The organism is Thalassospira sp. CA1, assembly GCF_059052855.1.
Genome location: NZ_JBZCIA010000001.1, coordinates 41939 through 59092 on the forward strand (window position 1 = coordinate 41939; position 17154 = coordinate 59092).

Sequence of the window (17154 nt, forward strand, 5' to 3'; positions counted from 1 at the left end):
GTCTTAATTAAGCCTGACCTTCCTCGTCAGGCCAAGGCGTTACGACCAGATCCGGCCATGTCTTTTGCCAACGACCAACCTTGGTGTCATACACCTCTTTGACGGGTAAAACCGTGTTCGGGATCACCCGACCTTCCATGACAGCAGCAAGACCAAACGGCGCATAAATGCGATAGGCGTCTATTCCGCTTTTGCCCGCCTCCTTGCGCACGCCAATGGCAGTTGTCTGATAGGCAAACCGGTCAATGCCATCACTGGCAGCACGCACCGCACCATAAGGCACACCGAATTTTTCCGGATACCAGATCGGTACCCGCGCCTGATTGCGGATTTCAACGGAAACCGGGATATCAGCAAACAGGTCGGAGCCTTGGGCGATCATATGATCTTCCGCCTGCCATGACGTATCGGGATCGAAATAAAAAAGATCATAATCGGCAATATCGGAACCCGGGGCGCGATTGGCCGTGATGTTCCAGATCGTCTGTGCAAGGCATCCGGCTGTCAGCCACCAGTCTTTGATCCCGAATGCTGAAAACCGGTCGAGAATGATTTGGTTGGTGCGGTTTTGCAGGATCCCTTCAAGGAACTCGCGGCCCAACGGAATATCATTGGCGCGCCGCCCGGCACTCATAGCCCGACCCAGAGAACTTTTAGAACAATTGGCCACGCCGCATTGATCAGGCATGAGGTCGTAAAAAGCCTAAGCGCACGGTCGATATCAAAAGCGGTCAGATCGGAACAACCGTTGCCGATATAAGGATCATCGACCATTTCACTGCCATATTGGCGCGGCCCGGCAAGGGCGATTTCAAGCGCGCCAGCGAAGGCTGCTTCCTGCCAACCGGCATTGGGCGATTTGTGCTTTTTTGCGTCTGACACCATGATCTGCCAGGCAGCTTTGCCACTTGTTTTCTTACCGATCACGGCGGCAAGGCAAATCACACCACCGGCAATCCGCGCAGGGATAAAGTTCGCCACATCATCAAGTCGCGCGGCGAACCTACCGAAATAAAGATAGCGTTCGTTGCGATGACCAATCATCGAATCAAGTGTGTTGATCGCCTTGTAGGCGCAAATGCCAATTGGCCCACCGACCACATACCAAAACAGTGGCGCAACAACCCCATCTGAGAAGTTTTCTGCACAACTTTCAATGGCTGCCCGGCTGATACCTGCCTCATCGAGCGTGTCGGGGTTGCGCCCGACGATCATCGAAACCGCCTTGCGGCCACCAGCGATACCATCTTTCTTAAGCGCGTTTGAAACGGCCTTTACGTGTTGATAAAGGCCTTTTTGGGCAATCAGAACCGCCACCAAAAGGACTTCGGGCGCTCTGAAAACGTCGCCAAGTGATGAGACAAACTGCACCACACCGCCAAAAGCCGCGGCGACCGCAATCACGATCAGACTGGTCACAGCACCGCGCAAAAGTCGGTCCGGGTTGCTGCGGTCTGTGCGGTTCAGGCGCCTTTCGAACCACGCAATCAAATTGCCAATCCAGACCACCGGGTGCCCGATCCGGCTAAACAGCCACGGGAAGTCACCAAACACCGCATCCAGCAGCAGTGCCAGCACCAGCATTGAAAAAAGCGGCCCGAAAAACGCAGGTTCCGGGATCAGAAAATCGGTGAATGTCGGTTCCATGGCGGCAATGTGCGCGGTGATCGCCAACCCGTCAATCAGAATGACATGGTGAATGCGCAAACCAAATTAGTGCTGTGAAATTTGCCATCGGGTTTTGGGTTTGATAAAGAAGTTTCATACGAATTTTTATTTTATCATAAATTATGTTGATCAATCCTGTTTGCCCCGCAGTGCGTAACGCAAAACACCGCAACCTGATCACCCGCCAGAACCGAAGGACTGAGTCCGCCCACAACATATTCCATACCGGGCCATATAAGGCCCACAATAAGTAGTATTTTCATAACCCAGCCCCTTTGCACATCATCTTGGCGTAGCTGCCGCTTGCATTCCGCAAGCCAATCGGTGAAAACGGGGGTGGCATCGGGTACCGCATGGCAACAATGTCATGTGAAGAACACCATCAAAGAGAGACAAAGGAGCAGCCTTTTATGTCCCCCAAAGGCGCAGTAATGATTTGCGGTCATGGTTCGCGCGACGAACGCGCGGTTTCACAGTTCAACGCCATGGTTGAAGCTATGAAACAGACCCACCTGGCCGACTACGATGTCGAAAGCGGCTTTCTCGAATTTGCCCACCCGATCCTGCGTGATGGTTTTGAAAAGCTCAAAGCCATGGGCCACAAGAAAATCTATGCCCTTCCCGGTATGCTGTTTGCCGCCGGTCACGTCAAAAACGACCTGCCGAGCGAAGTAAACAATTTCGCCCATGAAAATCCCGATATCGAAGTTCTTTTCGGCCGCGATCTTGCCATTGATCCCAAGCTTTTGATGGCAGCAAAGGAACGTATCGAAGAAGCCCTTGCAGGTGCTGATGACAGCATTGATCGCAAAGACACCCTGTTGATGGTGGTTGGGCGCGGCACCAATGACCCGGACGCCAATTCCAATGTCTACAAGGTTGCCCGTATGCTTCAGGAAGGCATGGGCTTTGGCCGTACCGAAATCAGCTATTCCGGTGTTGCCCATCCGCGCGTCAATGCGGGCCTGCGCGAAGCGATGAAACTGGGATACAAGCGCGTTGTCGTCTTCCCGTATTTCCTGTTTGCCGGCATTCTGATTGACCGTATCTATAGCCATACCGACGAAGTCGCGGCGGAATTTGGTGATGTCGAGTTTATCAAGGCAGGCTACCTCAAGGACCACCCGATGGTTCTTGAAAGCTTTGCCGAACGTCTGACCGAGATTGATACCGGCGACAACAATATGAACTGCCAGCTGTGCAAGTATCGTGAGCAGATCATTGGTTATGAAGGCGATGTCGGCACCCCGCAGGTCGGTCACCATCACCATGTGATGGGCATTGGCACCGATGGACACAGCCATGATCATGGCCATCATCATCATGGTCACGGCCACGGGCATCACCACAACCATGATCACGGTCATAGCCATGGCCACAGCCATGATCACGACGACGCGAAGAAATCGACCGGTTCCTGACCGGTCGACCCCCATCCTCTGAAAGGCGCGGCAATGTTTGACTATCTGCGTGACCCGCAGGAAATCTATGCCAAAAGCTTTGCCACCATCGAGGCCGAGGCAAACCTTGCGCGCTTTTCAGATGCGGAGCGGCCTGTTGCCATCCGCATCATTCATGCCTGTGGCATGGTTGAGATGGCCGATCAGATTTCCTTTGGCGGGGATGTTCTCCGTGCAGCCACGGCGGCACTGTCTGCCGGAAAACCGATCCTGTGTGACGCAGAAATGGTGCGCCATGGCATCATTTCCCGGCTTCTGCCCAATCAGAACCCGGTACTTTGCACACTCAATGATGGCGGTACCCACGACCTTGCAGCCCGGATGGGAACCACACGATCAGCCGCCGCGGTTGAGGCCTGGACAGATCGTATCGAAGACGCAATAATTGCCATCGGCAATGCGCCGACCGCCCTTTTCCATTTGCTTGAAGCGATCCATGACGGACGATTGAATAAGCCAGCGGCCATTGTCGGCATGCCAGTCGGCTTTGTCGGGGCGGCTGAAAGCAAGGATGCCCTGATTGCAAATGCCAATGGCATTCCGTTTGTCACGCTACGCGGTCGATTTGGCGGCAGTGCGGTAGCAGCCGCCACGATCAATGCCCTGGCACGTCTGGCGCGCGAAGATGAAACGACACCTGATGGAACCTTTGACCGCAAATCAGGGGGTGCATCATGAACGAACAGGCACCGATCAAGGGACGGATCACGGTTATTGGCATTGGCGAAGATGGCTATGAAGGCCTTTCACCAATGGCGCGCAGCATCCTTGAAAATGCCAGCGTCATTTTTGGCGGTACACGCCATATCGCCATGTTACCCGGTTCCAACACCGCAACCCAGAACAAATGGATCACACCGTTTGAAGCCAATCTGCCGCTGATCGAAGATTGCATCGATCAGAACCCGGTCGTGCTGGCCAGCGGTGATCCGATGTATTTTGGCGTTGGCAACACGCTGATTAAATATTTCGGACCCGAACCAATATACGCGATCCCGGCACCATCAAGCATTTCTCTGGCCGCCTCCAGGCTTGGCTGGCCACTGGCCGAGTGTGATGTGATTACGCTGCATGGCCGTGATCCGGAAACATTGCGCGCCCATTTGCGTCCGCATGGCAAACTGATCGCACTCAGTGCTGATGGCTCGACCCCGGCCCTTGTCGCCGTCATGCTGTGTGAAGCCGGTTTTGATCAAAGCCGCATGTCGGTGTGCGAGCGGCTTGGCGGCCCGGAAGAACGCATTACCACACAAACAGCGCGCACCTGGCAATCCACCGCCACCTCGATGCCCGATATCAAATCGGTTGACCCGCTTAATCTGATCATGATCGATCTTGAAGCCGGGCCAAACGCCAAACCGTTGCCCAACGGACCGGGACTGCCCGATGATGCCTTTATCCATGATGGCATGATCACAAAATCGGAAATCCGCGCCCAGACACTGGCATCGCTGGCGCCGTTTGATGGCGGTGTTTTGTGGGATCTAGGGGCCGGGTGCGGGTCGATTTCGATTGAATGGAAACGCATGGGCGGTCGGGCTGTTGCAATTGAACGCGACGGCGAACGCTGCGCGATGATCAAGAAGAATGCCATTCGACTTGGCGTTCCGACCCTTGCGATTGAACAGAAATCCATTGAAGAAGCACTGAGTTTTGCCGATCGCCTGCCCAAGCCCGATGCGATTTTCATCGGCGGAGGCATTACGATTGATGGGTTGCTTGAAAGCTGCTGGGATCTGTTGCCGCTGCATGGGCGGCTGGTCGCCAATACGGTGACGCTTGAAGGCGAAGAAAAATTATTACGGTTTTACAATAAAAACGGTGGCAGCTTGTCGCGCCTGTCGATTTCACGACTGGTGCCGCGCGGCAGCTTCAAGGGCTGGAGCAACCTTGCCCCGGTCACCCATTACCTCGGAGTAAAAGCATGAGTGCGGAATTTCCCGCAAGCGATAGCCTTCCGGTTGCCGGAACGGCCTATGGCCTTGGCATCGGACCGGGCGAGCCTGATCTGATCACGCTTAAGGCCTATAACATCCTGCAAAAGGCCGATGTGATCGCCTATCCCGCCCTTGAAGATGGCGTCAGCCTGGCGCGTCAGATCGTTGATCCGCATATCCCCGAAGGCCGGATTGAAATCGCCATTCGCATCGAAATGGGCAAACCGGCCGATCCGATCTATGACGCGGCTGCCATCGAAATCGGCAAGCATCTGGCAGATGGCAAAACCGTTGCCGTTCTGTGCGAGGGTGACCCGTTCTTTTATGGCAGCTTCATGTATCTGTTTGGCCGTTTGGCCGAGGCAGGACACCCGGTCAAAACCGTTCCCGGTGTCAGTTCAATGATGGCTTGTGCCGCCCAGCTTGGTGCGCCATTGGCCGCCAAGAACGACGTGTTGCAAGTCATCCCGGGACCGCTTGATGCCGACCGTCTGCGTGAACAGCTGGCCAAAACCGATGCGGCCGCCATCATCAAGCTTGGTCGTCATTTCGCCAAGGTTCGCGGTGTGATCAACGAACTCGGCCTGACGGATCGGGCGCGCTATATCGAACGTGCGACGCTTGAGACCCAAAAAATGGTCCCGCTGGGCGATTTGCCGACCGACGCCAAGGCACCGTATTTTTCCATGATCCTGATCCACCGTCGCGGAGACGCATGGCGATGACCGCCCAGAACACCCAGAATAAATCCGCTGTACCGACTGCGCCAATTGCCCCGATCGCGGTCATCTGCCTGACACAGCGCGCCCTTCCGACCGCACGTAAAATTGCATCTAGCCTGCAGGGTGCATCGGTGCATGGCTTGCGCACACGCGTTTCGGTCAAGGATGTTGATGTCGCCTTTGATGATACCATTGCGCATCTGCAACAAACCTTTTCATCCGATCATGTCATCATTGGCGTCTGTGCATCAGGCATTCTGATCCGCGCACTCGCACCGCTTTTGGCCGGCAAATGGCAGGACGCCGCCGTGCTTGCCGTTGATGAAGCCGGTGATAACTTCATCCCGCTTCTGGGCGGGCATCATGGCGGGAACCGACTGGCGCGCGATCTGGCTGATCGTCTTGGGGGCAATGCCGCCATCACCACCCCGGGCGATGCGATGCTGGGCCTTGCGCTTGATGAGCCGCCAGTTGGCTGGACACTTGGCACGCCCGAAACGGTCAAACCTGCCACAGCGGCCCTTTTGGCTGGTGCCTCTGCCCGGATTGAGGTTGAGGCAGGCTCAGCCGCGTGGTTGACCAATAGTGCTATTGCCCAGTCCGAAGACGGCAGCATCCTGATCACCGCCACCGCCCGCGAAGGTGCCAATGAAGATGCGATCAGCGATGGGGCCGAAACCGCAATCACCTATCACCCACCGGTCCTGGCACTTGGTGTCGGCTGTGAGCGCGGCTGCCCGGCCGATGATCTTTATGATCTGGTGATGGAAACACTGGCTGGTCAGTGCCTGAGCCCGAAGGCCATTGCCTGTGTCACCTCGATCGATCTGAAGGCCGATGAGGCCGCAGTCCATGAGCTGGCCCAACGTCTGGGCGTTCCGGCCCGGTTCTTTGATGCCCAAACCCTTGAGGCCGAGGCAGACCGTCTGGTGACGCCATCTGACGTCGTGTTTGCTGAAACCGGCTGCCATGGCGTTGCCGAGGGTGCGGCACTGGCCATGGTCGGTCCGAACGGCAAGCTGATTGTTCCCAAACACAAAACCAACAAGTCCACCTGTGCCGTCGCCCTGTCACAGGATGACATCATCCCCGAGAAAGTCGGCACTGCGCAGGGCAGGCTTTCGATCGTTGGCATCGGTCCGGGCCAGATCGGCTGGCGCAGCCCAGAGGCCACCGCCCTGATCGGTCGCGCAACCGATATCGTCGGCTATCAGATGTATCTTGATCTGCTCGGTCCGCTGATTGACGGCAAGGATTGCCATCACTCCGATCTTGGCGCCGAAGAAGCCCGTGCGCGCCACGCCCTTGAACTGGCCGCGACCGGAAAGGACGTTGCACTGATCGGGTCAGGGGATGCCGGCATCTACGCGCTGGCAACACTGGTGTTTGAGTTGTTGGATCGTGAAGATCGCGCGAATTGGAACCGGGTCGCGGTTAAGGTATCACCCGGTATTTCCGCGCTTCAGGCGGCGGCATCACGCATTGGCGCGCCACTTGGTCATGATTTCTGTGCGATTTCGCTTTCTGACCTTTTGACACCGCGCGAAGACATCCTGCGCCGTCTGAAATCAGCGGCCGAAGGTGATTTCGTGATTGCGTTCTATAACCCGGTTTCCAAACGCCGCCGCGATCTTTTGGCCAAAGCGCGTGATATCCTGCTTGAACACCGCAACGAAGACACCCCGGTGGTTCTCGGTCGTCAGCTTGGCCGCCCGGATGAGGAAATCACAGTCGTTCCACTTGCGAAACTAGAAGTCGACATGGTCGATATGCTGACCACAGTTTTGGTCGGCTCCAGCAACAGCCGCCACATCACCCGCGGCGAGAACGAATGGGTCTATACCCCGCGCGGCTATGCCAAAAAGGGCCCGGATGCGGCTAAAGCGCCGGTTCACAGCAGCACTGACACTTCCAAAAACGACACTTCCAAGAAAGGCGGGGCAGAATAATGACTGTTCATTTCATTGGCGCCGGTCCCGGCGCCCCGGACCTGATCACTTTGCGCGGCCTGCGCCTGATCGAAAAATGCCCGGTCTGCCTTTATGCCGGATCGCTGGTGCCCGAAGAAATCGTGACTGCGGCCCCCGAAGGGGCGCATGTAGTAGATACCGCCCCGATGAACCTTGATGAAATCATGGCCGAAATCGAAGCCGCCCACGCCAAGGGACAGGATGTTGCACGCGTGCATTCCGGTGATCCGTCAATCTATGGCGCAATTGCCGAACAGATCCGCCGTCTTGATGATCTTGGCATTCCCTACGACATCACGCCGGGCGTTTCGGCCTATGCCGCGACGGCTGCGGAAATTGGCGCGGAACTGACCCTGCCCGATATTTCCCAGACCGTGATCCTGACCCGAACCGCCATGCGGTCGTCTGGCATGCCAGACGGCGAGAGCCTTGCTGAACTTGGCAAGTCGCGTGCGACGCTGGCGGTGCATCTGTCGATCAATAATCTGGCCAATGTGGTGCGTGATCTGACCCCGCATTACGGCGAAGACTGCCCGGTTGTGATTGCCTATCGCGTGACCTGGCCCGACCAGCAATTCATTTTTGGCACCCTTGGCGATATCCGTTCCAAGGTCAAAGGCAGTGGTATCACGCGCACGGCCCTGATCATGGTCGGTGAGGTTTTCGGTCGGAAAGATTTTACCGACTCTAGACTTTATGCCGCCGATCACACGCACGTTCTTCGCCCGGCAAAAGCATGATCTGATCGGGCGGACTTCGTGTCCGCCCGTTTTTTGTACAAACCCTCTGATCAGCAAGTTTATTTTTTCGGCAGAACAGCAATTTGCTGAAAAATATGTCATTTCAACTGTGAACATCCTTGACCGCCCCCTGCCCGGCACCCTTTAATCAAAGGGAAATAAAGGGGAGAATGCATGTTCAACGAGATGAGTGTTGACGACCAAATTCGCGAACCTTATCGCGCCTTGGTTGACTGGATGGAAGCAAGCGGCCCCGAGGTTCTCGAACAAAAGCGCCTTGAAGCTGAAACGCTGTTCCGCAAGATCGGCATTACATTTGCTGTTTACGGCGAGGGCGGAGATCCCGAGCGGCTTATTCCCTTTGATCTGATTCCCCGCATTTTCACATCTCAGGAATGGCGCAAGCTTGATCGTGGCGTCAAACAGCGTGCCCGGGCGCTGAATGCGTTTCTTTATGACGTTTACCATAATGCCGAAATCATCAAGGCCGGTATCGTCCCGGCCGATCTGGTGTTTCGCAACGATGCGTTCGAACCGGCCGTAATTGGCATTGATCCGCCGCGCAATGTCTATAGCCACATTGTGGGTGTCGATATCGTGCGCACCGGTCCTGACGATTTTTATGTTCTCGAAGACAACTGCCGCACGCCATCTGGCGTGTCCTATATGCTCGAGAATCGCGAAATCATGATGCGCATGTTCCCCGATCTGTTCAAAAGCCTTCGGATTGAGCCGGTCGAAAGCTATCCGGACATGTTGCTGAAAACGCTTAAAAGCATCGCACCGCGCAAATGCGACCGCGACCCCAATATCGTCGTCCTGACGCCGGGTGCGATGAACAGTGCGTATTATGAACATTCCTTCCTTGCCGATCAGATGGGGGTTGAGCTGGTCGAAGGTCAGGATTTGTTTGTTCATGAAGACCGGGTCTTTATGCGCACCACCCGCGGACCGGCCCAGGTTGATGTGATTTATCGCCGCATTGATGACGCCTATATCGATCCGCTGTGCTTCAGACCGGACTCGGTTCTGGGCATTCCCGGGCTAATGAATGTTTATCGGTCCGGCGGGGTGGCGATCTGTTCGGCACCAGGTGCCGGTGTTGCCGATGACAAGGCGGTTTATACCTATGTGCCTGATATGATCCGTTTCTATCTGGGGCAGGAGCCGATCCTTAATAACGTGCCGACATGGAAATGCGGCAAGCCAGATGATCTGAAATACGTTCTCGAACATCTGGGCGAGCTTGTGGTCAAGGAAGTCCACGGGTCAGGTGGCTATGGCATGCTGGTCGGTCCGGCATCAACCAAGGAAGAGCAGGCCGCCTACGCCAAACGGATTGAAGCCGATCCCGGTGATTTCATCGCCCAACCAACCCTGTCGCTTTCAGCCTGCCCGACATTCGTTGAAAGCGGCGTTGCGCCGCGTCATGTCGATTTCCGGCCCTTCTGCCTTGTTGGCGATGATGTGCGCCTGACACCGGGCGGTTTGACCCGTGTCGCGCTGCGTGAAGGGTCACTTGTCGTGAACTCGTCGCAGGGCGGCGGGGTCAAGGACACCTGGATCATGAGCGATTAAAAGGAAAGGGTTGAGAGATGCTTAGTCGTACCGCCGAAAACCTTTTCTGGTTGTCGAGATATGTCGAACGGGCCGAAAACATGGCCCGCCTGATGGAAATGGGCTATCGCATGGCCCTGATGCCGGCTGCGGCAAGTGGTAACCGTTCGGAATGGGAATCAGTCCTTTCTGCATCCGGATGTGCCGCGGGATATGATCCCGATGCGCCGTTGCGTCAGGAAGAGGTTGCCAATTTCCTTATCTTTAACCGCGACAACCACTCATCAATAATCAATTGCTTTGAGTATGCGCGCGCCAATGCACGCGCCATGCGTACAGCCATCACCGCAGAAATGTGGGAGGCGCTGAACAATGCGCTGATGGAACTGCGGCGCCCGTCGATGCACAATCTGGCCAAGAACGAATTGCCGGAATTCATCGACTGGGTCAAAAAGCAGGGTGCGCTGTTCCGCGGGGCCACCGATTCCACGATTTTGCGCAATGACGGCTATGACTTTATCCGTCTTGGCACCTTTATCGAACGCGCGGACAACACTGCACGACTTCTGGACGTCAAATATTACGTCCTTCTGCCGGAAACCAGCATGGTCGGCGATGGGGTCGATAACTATCAATGGACAACGGTTTTGCGAGCAGCATCGTCGCTCCGCGCTTTCCACTGGGTCTATCGTGATGATTATTCACCACATCGCATCGCGCATTTCCTGATCCTTAATCCGTTCAGTCCGCGATCGCTTGCCCACTGTTCCGAACAGATTACCCAGCATCTTGAAAGGCTTGCCCGCCACTATGGTCAACGCCACAGCGTTCATCGCCAAGCGGTCGAGATGTATTCATTGCTGACGCAAAGTGACATGGACGAGATCTTCTCAGGCGGGTTGCACGAATTCCTGACCGACTTCCAGGGACGCAACCGTATCCTGTCGCTTGCCATCGCTGACGCATATCATTTCGGGGGGCAGTAAGATGCGCTTGACCGTCGAACACAAGACCCATTACCGCTATGAGTATCCGGCCTATCACGCGGTGCAGAGCCTCAAACTGACGCCCGCTGAGTTCGAAGGCCAAAAGATCCTGAGATGGTCGATTACAGCCGAAGGCTGCAATATCGGCGCGGAATTTACCGATGGCAACGGCGATATCATCAGCACCCTGACATCAAACGGCCCCGTCGAGGCAATTGAAATCGTCGTCACCGGCGAGGTCGAAACCACCGATACAGCAGGCGTTTTACGTGGTCACAAGGAACGCGCCTTTCCGGCCGTATTCCTGCGCACGACGCCCATGACCAAATCCAGTGCCGCCATTCGCAAGCTTGCCGACAAGGTCGCAAAGAAAACCAAGGACGGCACAGTGTTGGAACTGGCGCACGGTCTTGCCGCGGCAGTCGCCGATGCCATTGAATATGCGCCGGGTACAACCCATGTGCACACAACGGCTGCCGATGCGATTGCTGATGGCAAGGGTGTTTGCCAGGATCATGCCCACGTTCTGATCTCGGCGGCACGCCATCTTGGCATTCCGGCCCGCTATGTATCGGGATATCTGTTTGCCGATCATGAAGGCAAACCGCATGAGGCATCCCATGCATGGGCGGAGTTGCATCTGCCAGAGTTCGGCTGGGTCGGGTTTGATCCGGCCAACAAGTGCTGCCCAACGGATAGTTATATCCGGCTTGGATCAGGACTTGATGGTCAGGTCGCCACCCCGATCCGGGGCGTACATACTGGTGGCGGAAACGAAGATTTGGATGTAACAGTCGTCATTGCGCAGTCACAACAATAGTCGGACTACAAAAAGATGACCTACTGTGTCGGGTTGATGCTGAACGAAGGGTTGGTTTTCCTTTCGGACACGCGGACCAATGCGGGCCTTGATAACATTTCACGTTATCGCAAGATGTTCACTTGGGAAGTCCCCGGGGAACGCGCGATTGTCGCACTTTCAGCTGGCAACCTTGCCATTACCCAGGCAGTGATGAGCACCTTGCATGAGGCCATCGACGATCCCGAAACCGAGCCGGGCAACTGCATCCTGAGCGCACCAAGCATGTTCCGCGTCGCCGAACTGGTTGGCGAAGCCATGCAGAAGGTACAGCTGAAATACCACGACACCCTTGAACAGCATCATGAAAGCAGTGCTGCCTCGATCATGATTGGCGGACAGCGCAAGGGCGGTGATCAACGCCTGTTTCTGGTTTATGCCGCGGGCAATTTCATCGAGGCCACATCCGATACGCCATACCTTCAGATTGGCGAACACAAATACGGCAAGCCGATCCTTGATCGTGTAATCACGCCCGACACGCCGATCCAGGACGGGGTGAAAGCGGTACTGTTGTCGATGGATTCAACGCTTCGCTCCAACCTGTCGGTTGGTATGCCGCTTGATCTGGCTGTTTTGCCTGATGACGCTTGCAAATTTTCTGAGATCCGCCGGATCGAGGCCGAGGACAGGGGCTTCCGCGCACTATCTGACGCTTGGTCGAATGCTCTTCGCGATGCCTTTGCCGATATGCCCGACGAACATTGCGATATCGCCGCAGAATAAGCACCTCGAATACGAAGACCCAAAGCCGGGCCTAATAAGTGGTCCGGCTTTTTGTTTCTGGATGTTCCGATCTTATCGGTGGCGATGAAGCGATCCTTCAACCCGGGCCAGATGGCTGTGATGACTATGATGGCGATGAGTCAAAAGGCGATAGACCCAAACCTTGATACAGCCCGCCACCACAAACCAGCACAACGCATACCCCCAAACCACCAGCGCATGGTACCAGCCAATCGCTGGCACAAACCAGCCATAGACAGCCGCCAGCGTACCAATGATCTGGGTAATCTCGGTTGCGAGAAACAGCTTCATGCTGGGATAGGGTTTCTGCCAAAAGAACCCTTTGTGCCGGGTCAGATAAATCGTCAGATGCCCGGCCACCAGAAGCTTGAGGAACACCAGTGTCTGGACTTCTTCCGGCGGCAAATGCAGCCACGTTTCCGACACCCAAAGCAAGGCAAAGGATGATGTGACCCCGATAGCCCCCAACAGGGATGCCATGGTGAGCGTATTGCCCATATTCCATCGCACCGGGTGTTCGGCAACCTCGGCATTGTCGTAGGCAATCATCATGATCGGGAAGTCATTGAGCAACGCCAGCAACACGATCATCACCGCCGTGACCGGGTAGAAATCAAACACCAGAATTGAAATCGTCATGAACAACAAAACCCGGATGGTTTCGGAAATCCGGAAAGTGGCGTAGCTACCCATGCGTTCGAAAATACGCCGCGACTCTTCAATTGCGCTGGTAATCACCGAAATGCCCGGCGCGGTCAGAACAAGAACGGCCGCCGCCCGCGCCGCATCGGTGGCATTTGAAACCGCGATGCCAATATCGGCCTGTTTCAGGGCCGGGGCGTCATTCACCCCGTCGCCTGTCATGCCGACAATATGGCCGCGATCCTGAAACTGGCGGACAATCGCGTATTTATGTTCAGGAAAGACGCGGGCAAAACCATCTGCCTGCTCGATCATTACCGGATCAATCGCCTGATTGTTGCGATCAAACACTGCATCGGCGGGCAGGATATTTTGGCCCAATCCTAGCTGGCCGGCGACTTCGCGGCCAATCGCCTCGTGATCGCCTGTGATCATACGGATATCAACACCCTTGTTGCGCAGTTCGGCAATGGTTGATGCCGCGTCCTCACGCGGCGAATCAAACAGCGGCAGCAACCCCAGAAACTGCCAATTGCCGTCTTTATCGGTGCGGGCGACACCAAGCGCACGGTATCCGTGCTCTGCCATGATTTTGATCGCATCCATCACCGGACGATAAGCCGCGACACTTTCGATATCTGATATCTCATCCTCACACAGTAAAGCCAGAACCGCTTGCGGCGCCCCCTTGGCAACCTTGATGATCTGACCATCATACGCAACCTCCGCCTCGGCCCGTTTGCGTACCGGATCAAACTGCCGGAAAGTGGTGATGTCATAGCCATCAAGCTTTTCACGATTGCCAAGGATCGCAAAGACCGCGCTATCAATCGGGTCATGGCTGTCGGCCTCTGATGCCAGTGCAGCGGTACGGATCAGATCGCTTTCATCGTTGGCATCAATCAGCACCGGGGTTCCCACAGTTAAATGATTTTGCGTCAATGTCCCGGTCTTGTCAGAACACAGGATATCCATCCCGGCCAGTTCCTCGATCGAGACAAGGCGCGACACAATCGCTTTCATCCGCGCCAGCTTTTCCGCCCCGACCGCCAGTGTCACCGAAAGAACCGCTGGCAAGGCCACCGGAATCGCCGCCACCGCCAGGATCAAGGCAAACAGCAAGGTTTCCATCAACGGATCGCCACGATGCAAGGCAACGGTCATGATCAACGCAATCAGGCCCAGCGTGATCAGGATCAGAAAATTGCCAATACGCAGAACCGCGCGCTGAAAATGCGATTGTTTGCCAGCACTTTTGACCAGACTTGCCGTCCGGCCAAGATAGGTCGCCATGCCTGTCGCGGTGACCATTGCGGTCATCTGCCCTTGTCGAGCAACGGCGCCGGAAAAGACCTCATCCCCGATTTTCTTGTCAATCGCCATTGACTCACCAGTCAGCGAAGACTGATCAACCCGCAAATAATCCCCTGAAAGCAGCTTGGCATCGGCCGGGATAATATCGCCAAGCTTGATGCGGATAATGTCACCCGGCACCAGCTCACGGGCTGGAAGATCCGACCAAGCACCATCGCGCAATACGCGGGCATCCGGCGCAAGGCGCTGTTTGAGCGCAGCAATGGCGTTGTCTGCTTTGAATTCCTGCCAGAAGCCGACTCCGGCATTGAGCAACAGCATCACGATGATGATCGCAAAGTCCGACCAATGCTGAACCACAGCCGAAAGGATGGCGGCAACTTCGATCATCCACGGGATTGGCCCCCAAAAGAACGACAAAAGCTTTTTAAGCGCGCTGGTTTGATCATCCTTCAGACGATTTTCGCCGAACTTCTCAGTCCGCCTTTTTACCTCGCCCTGTCCAAGCCCGTTTTTAGGGTCTGTCTCAAGCAGGGACGGGTCAATCTGGGGGTTATCGCGTTTGGCAGTCTGTTCCATCATGATGGCACCCTCTGTGCCGCTGTTGGCAATATGGGGAACTGCAATGTTTCTAGAATATATTGCAGCGCACAACATTGTCGCACATCAATCAGGTCGACAAATCAGGTGTCACAAATTATCTATAAAACATGACAAAGAACACCACAGACACCACGGTCGCGGGCCGCATTACCCGGGCGCTGGCGGAACGGATCATTTCCGGCGAATTCGCACCGGGCATGAAACTGCGTCAGGATCACTTCGCCGAGGAATTCGGTGCCAGCCACGTTCCAGTGCGCGAGGCGTTTCGTCGGCTGGAGGCACAAGGCCTTGCGGTCAGCGAACCACGGCGTGGTGTACGGGTTGCCAGCTTCGATGTCGCCGAGGTGCGCGAAGTTGCTGAAATGCGGGCGTCCCTCGAAGTTCTGGCACTGCGCCAAGCTGCCCCGCATTTGACACCTGAAATTCTTGATGCGGCAGAGGCCCATAACCGTGCAGGCGAAAATGCCACTGATGTCCATGGATGGGAACAGGCCAACAGGGCTTTTCACCGTGTCATCCTGGAACCTTGCGGCATGCCTCGGTTGCTTGCGACGATTGATGATCTGCATGCCGCCAGTGCACGATTTTTATTTTCGGGCTTTCGCATGGAATGGGAAGCCCCTACCGATCAGGACCACCGTGCGATCCTTGCCGCACTGCGCAGCAATCAGATTGATGTCGCTGCCGCCACCCTTGCACGGCATGTGAAATGGATTGGTAATAAATCGAGCAAAACGGCGCGCCCGCAAACCCCTGCCTGACGACACGTCCCCGAGATCAAATTTTCTCCATGTCTGCCTGGTTTCCGGCCCCAAAGGGAAGGAACGACGCGCGAAGGTGCCGATTCAGGACGACGCGCACAGAAAATGCGTGTCTCAGCCATCCCTATCGCGCTCGAGCTAAAATTTTATAGATAATATTTATGATGTAAAATCAATGCATTAGATTGCTTATACGTGGATTCAGTGAAGAATCACACCTTTCCTTCGATTTTGCAGTTGATTTCAGCACTCGATCCCTGCGTAATTATCATAGAAAACGTCATTTTATAGATAATTTGAATTCAAGGCGTGCCAGAAGGGATCAGTGATCCCTCGCCGTGCTGGTAATCAGTATCGAAACGGATGCTCGAAATCACATCGCACCGTGATCCTGCTCTGCCAGAAAGGCGCTTTCGGCAAGCCTTGTCGGGTTCAACCCCCGAACCCGTGCCGCCCGCACGGGTTTAATTGGCGAAGCTCTCTATCCGTGGGGGCTTCGCCACTTTTCTTTCGTGATGTCGGGAGAGTTTTTGGCGCCAGCGGGGCGCTGACGGTGCAGTGCCTTAGTTCGCCTCTGCAGTCTCGCGCGGCTGATAGATGAAGCCGTGGGCTGGATACATGCTGCCGAATGTGCCAAGCGTGTTCATCATCCGCACTTCGGACCAGTCATTGTTGGGGGATACATCAACAACCGGCTGGCGGTAGTGCACCTTGCCGCGGGTACGCGAATCGCTGCCCCAATTAGCATGGTTTACAAGGATCTTGCGGCTATCAAGGATGGCTGAAACCACGGCAACGTGGCCCAGTTTCAGTCGCGATGTCTTGCGAAGCGCAAGGACGGCACCGATTTGCGGGCGGTTACCGCGCTGGAAGTTCTTCTGCCCGGCCTGCGCCCACCATGTCCAGGCATCGCCATAAATCTCGATACCGGATACTTCGCGGGCATAGGGCACGCATTGCAGGAACTTGTTGGTCGGGGCGAAACTGTTCAGGCGTGAAGACGGCAGATTGACGCTGGCAAGGGTCTGAACCGTGTCACTTGGCATCGGGCCGGACGCACGTGGTGCCGAGTTACCAGTGCTAAAACACGCCGAAAGCAACAAACACAGTCCGACAATACCAAGCAAACGCATCTGGAAATCCCCGATCCTCTCACAATGAGCCACCATAGGTCGGCAGGCCTTAACA

At 55.6% G+C, this 17154-nt stretch carries 15 protein-coding genes; 11 read left to right on the forward strand and 4 right to left on the reverse strand.

The window, feature by feature from the left end:
- Positions 1–7: 7 nt before the first annotated feature.
- A complete protein-coding gene (locus tag AC5Q5A_RS00195; RefSeq protein WP_493893918.1) occupies positions 8–634 on the reverse strand; it encodes a nucleotidyltransferase family protein in 627 nt (208 codons plus the stop codon).
- Positions 631–1707 (reverse strand): adenosylcobinamide-phosphate synthase CbiB, encoded by a 1077-nt coding sequence (cbiB, locus tag AC5Q5A_RS00200; RefSeq protein WP_493893919.1) that lies wholly within the window; start codon positions 1705–1707, stop codon positions 631–633. The genes AC5Q5A_RS00195 and cbiB overlap by 4 nt, the downstream gene beginning before the upstream one ends.
- A 371-nt stretch (positions 1708–2078) precedes the next feature.
- Between cbiB and AC5Q5A_RS00205 the strand changes: the two genes are divergently transcribed.
- The 10 genes from AC5Q5A_RS00205 (at position 2079) to AC5Q5A_RS00250 (ending at position 12625) form a co-directional block, all read left to right on the forward strand.
- The gene (locus AC5Q5A_RS00205) at positions 2079–3089 is read left to right on the forward strand and encodes a sirohydrochlorin chelatase (protein WP_493893920.1); all 1011 of its coding nucleotides are present in this window, start codon (positions 2079–2081) and stop codon (positions 3087–3089) included.
- A gap of 33 nt (positions 3090–3122) precedes the next feature.
- On the forward strand, positions 3123–3806 hold the full coding sequence (locus AC5Q5A_RS00210) for a precorrin-8X methylmutase (protein ID WP_493893921.1): 684 nt from the start codon (positions 3123–3125) through the stop codon (positions 3804–3806).
- A complete protein-coding gene (gene cbiE / locus AC5Q5A_RS00215; protein WP_493893922.1) occupies positions 3803–5056 on the forward strand; it encodes a precorrin-6y C5,15-methyltransferase (decarboxylating) subunit CbiE in 1254 nt (417 codons plus the stop codon). Before AC5Q5A_RS00210 ends, cbiE begins: the two co-directional genes overlap by 4 nt.
- The gene (cobI, locus tag AC5Q5A_RS00220; protein ID WP_493893923.1) at positions 5053–5790 is read left to right on the forward strand and encodes a precorrin-2 C(20)-methyltransferase; all 738 of its coding nucleotides are present in this window, start codon (positions 5053–5055) and stop codon (positions 5788–5790) included. The genes cbiE and cobI overlap by 4 nt, the downstream gene beginning before the upstream one ends.
- Positions 5787–7736 (forward strand): precorrin-3B C(17)-methyltransferase, encoded by a 1950-nt coding sequence (gene cobJ / locus AC5Q5A_RS00225; RefSeq protein ID WP_493893924.1) that lies wholly within the window; start codon positions 5787–5789, stop codon positions 7734–7736. The genes cobI and cobJ overlap by 4 nt, the downstream gene beginning before the upstream one ends.
- Complete coding sequence (gene cobM / locus AC5Q5A_RS00230) at positions 7736–8497, forward strand: precorrin-4 C(11)-methyltransferase (RefSeq protein WP_493893925.1); 762 nt, start codon at positions 7736–7738, stop codon at positions 8495–8497. Before cobJ ends, cobM begins: the two co-directional genes overlap by 1 nt.
- Positions 8498–8671: 174 nt before the next feature.
- A complete protein-coding gene (locus tag AC5Q5A_RS00235) occupies positions 8672–10075 on the forward strand; it encodes a circularly permuted type 2 ATP-grasp protein (RefSeq protein WP_008888897.1) in 1404 nt (467 codons plus the stop codon).
- 17 nt (positions 10076–10092) lie between these two features.
- Positions 10093–11040: an alpha-E domain-containing protein gene (locus tag AC5Q5A_RS00240; protein WP_008888896.1), complete on the forward strand. Its 948-nt coding sequence runs from the start codon at positions 10093–10095 to the stop codon at positions 11038–11040.
- Position 11041: 1 nt separating this feature from the next.
- The gene (locus AC5Q5A_RS00245) at positions 11042–11860 is read left to right on the forward strand and encodes a transglutaminase family protein (protein WP_063086062.1); all 819 of its coding nucleotides are present in this window, start codon (positions 11042–11044) and stop codon (positions 11858–11860) included.
- 15 nt (positions 11861–11875) lie between these two features.
- The gene (locus AC5Q5A_RS00250; protein ID WP_008888894.1) at positions 11876–12625 is read left to right on the forward strand and encodes a proteasome-type protease; all 750 of its coding nucleotides are present in this window, start codon (positions 11876–11878) and stop codon (positions 12623–12625) included.
- A 72-nt stretch (positions 12626–12697) separates the two neighbouring features.
- Here the strand turns inward: AC5Q5A_RS00250 and AC5Q5A_RS00255 are convergent, their stop codons facing one another.
- Complete coding sequence (locus AC5Q5A_RS00255) at positions 12698–15184, reverse strand: plasma-membrane proton-efflux P-type ATPase (RefSeq protein ID WP_493893926.1); 2487 nt, start codon at positions 15182–15184, stop codon at positions 12698–12700.
- Positions 15185–15312: 128 nt separating this feature from the next.
- Here AC5Q5A_RS00255 and AC5Q5A_RS00260 point away from each other — a divergent pair, with 128 nt between their 5' ends.
- Complete coding sequence (locus AC5Q5A_RS00260; protein ID WP_493893927.1) at positions 15313–15966, forward strand: GntR family transcriptional regulator; 654 nt, start codon at positions 15313–15315, stop codon at positions 15964–15966.
- Positions 15967–16529: 563 nt separating this feature from the next.
- Here the strand turns inward: AC5Q5A_RS00260 and AC5Q5A_RS00265 are convergent.
- Positions 16530–17099, reverse strand: coding sequence for a CHAP domain-containing protein (locus AC5Q5A_RS00265; protein WP_063086066.1), 570 nt, complete (start codon positions 17097–17099; stop codon positions 16530–16532).
- Between the last annotated feature and the right edge of the window lie 55 nt (positions 17100–17154).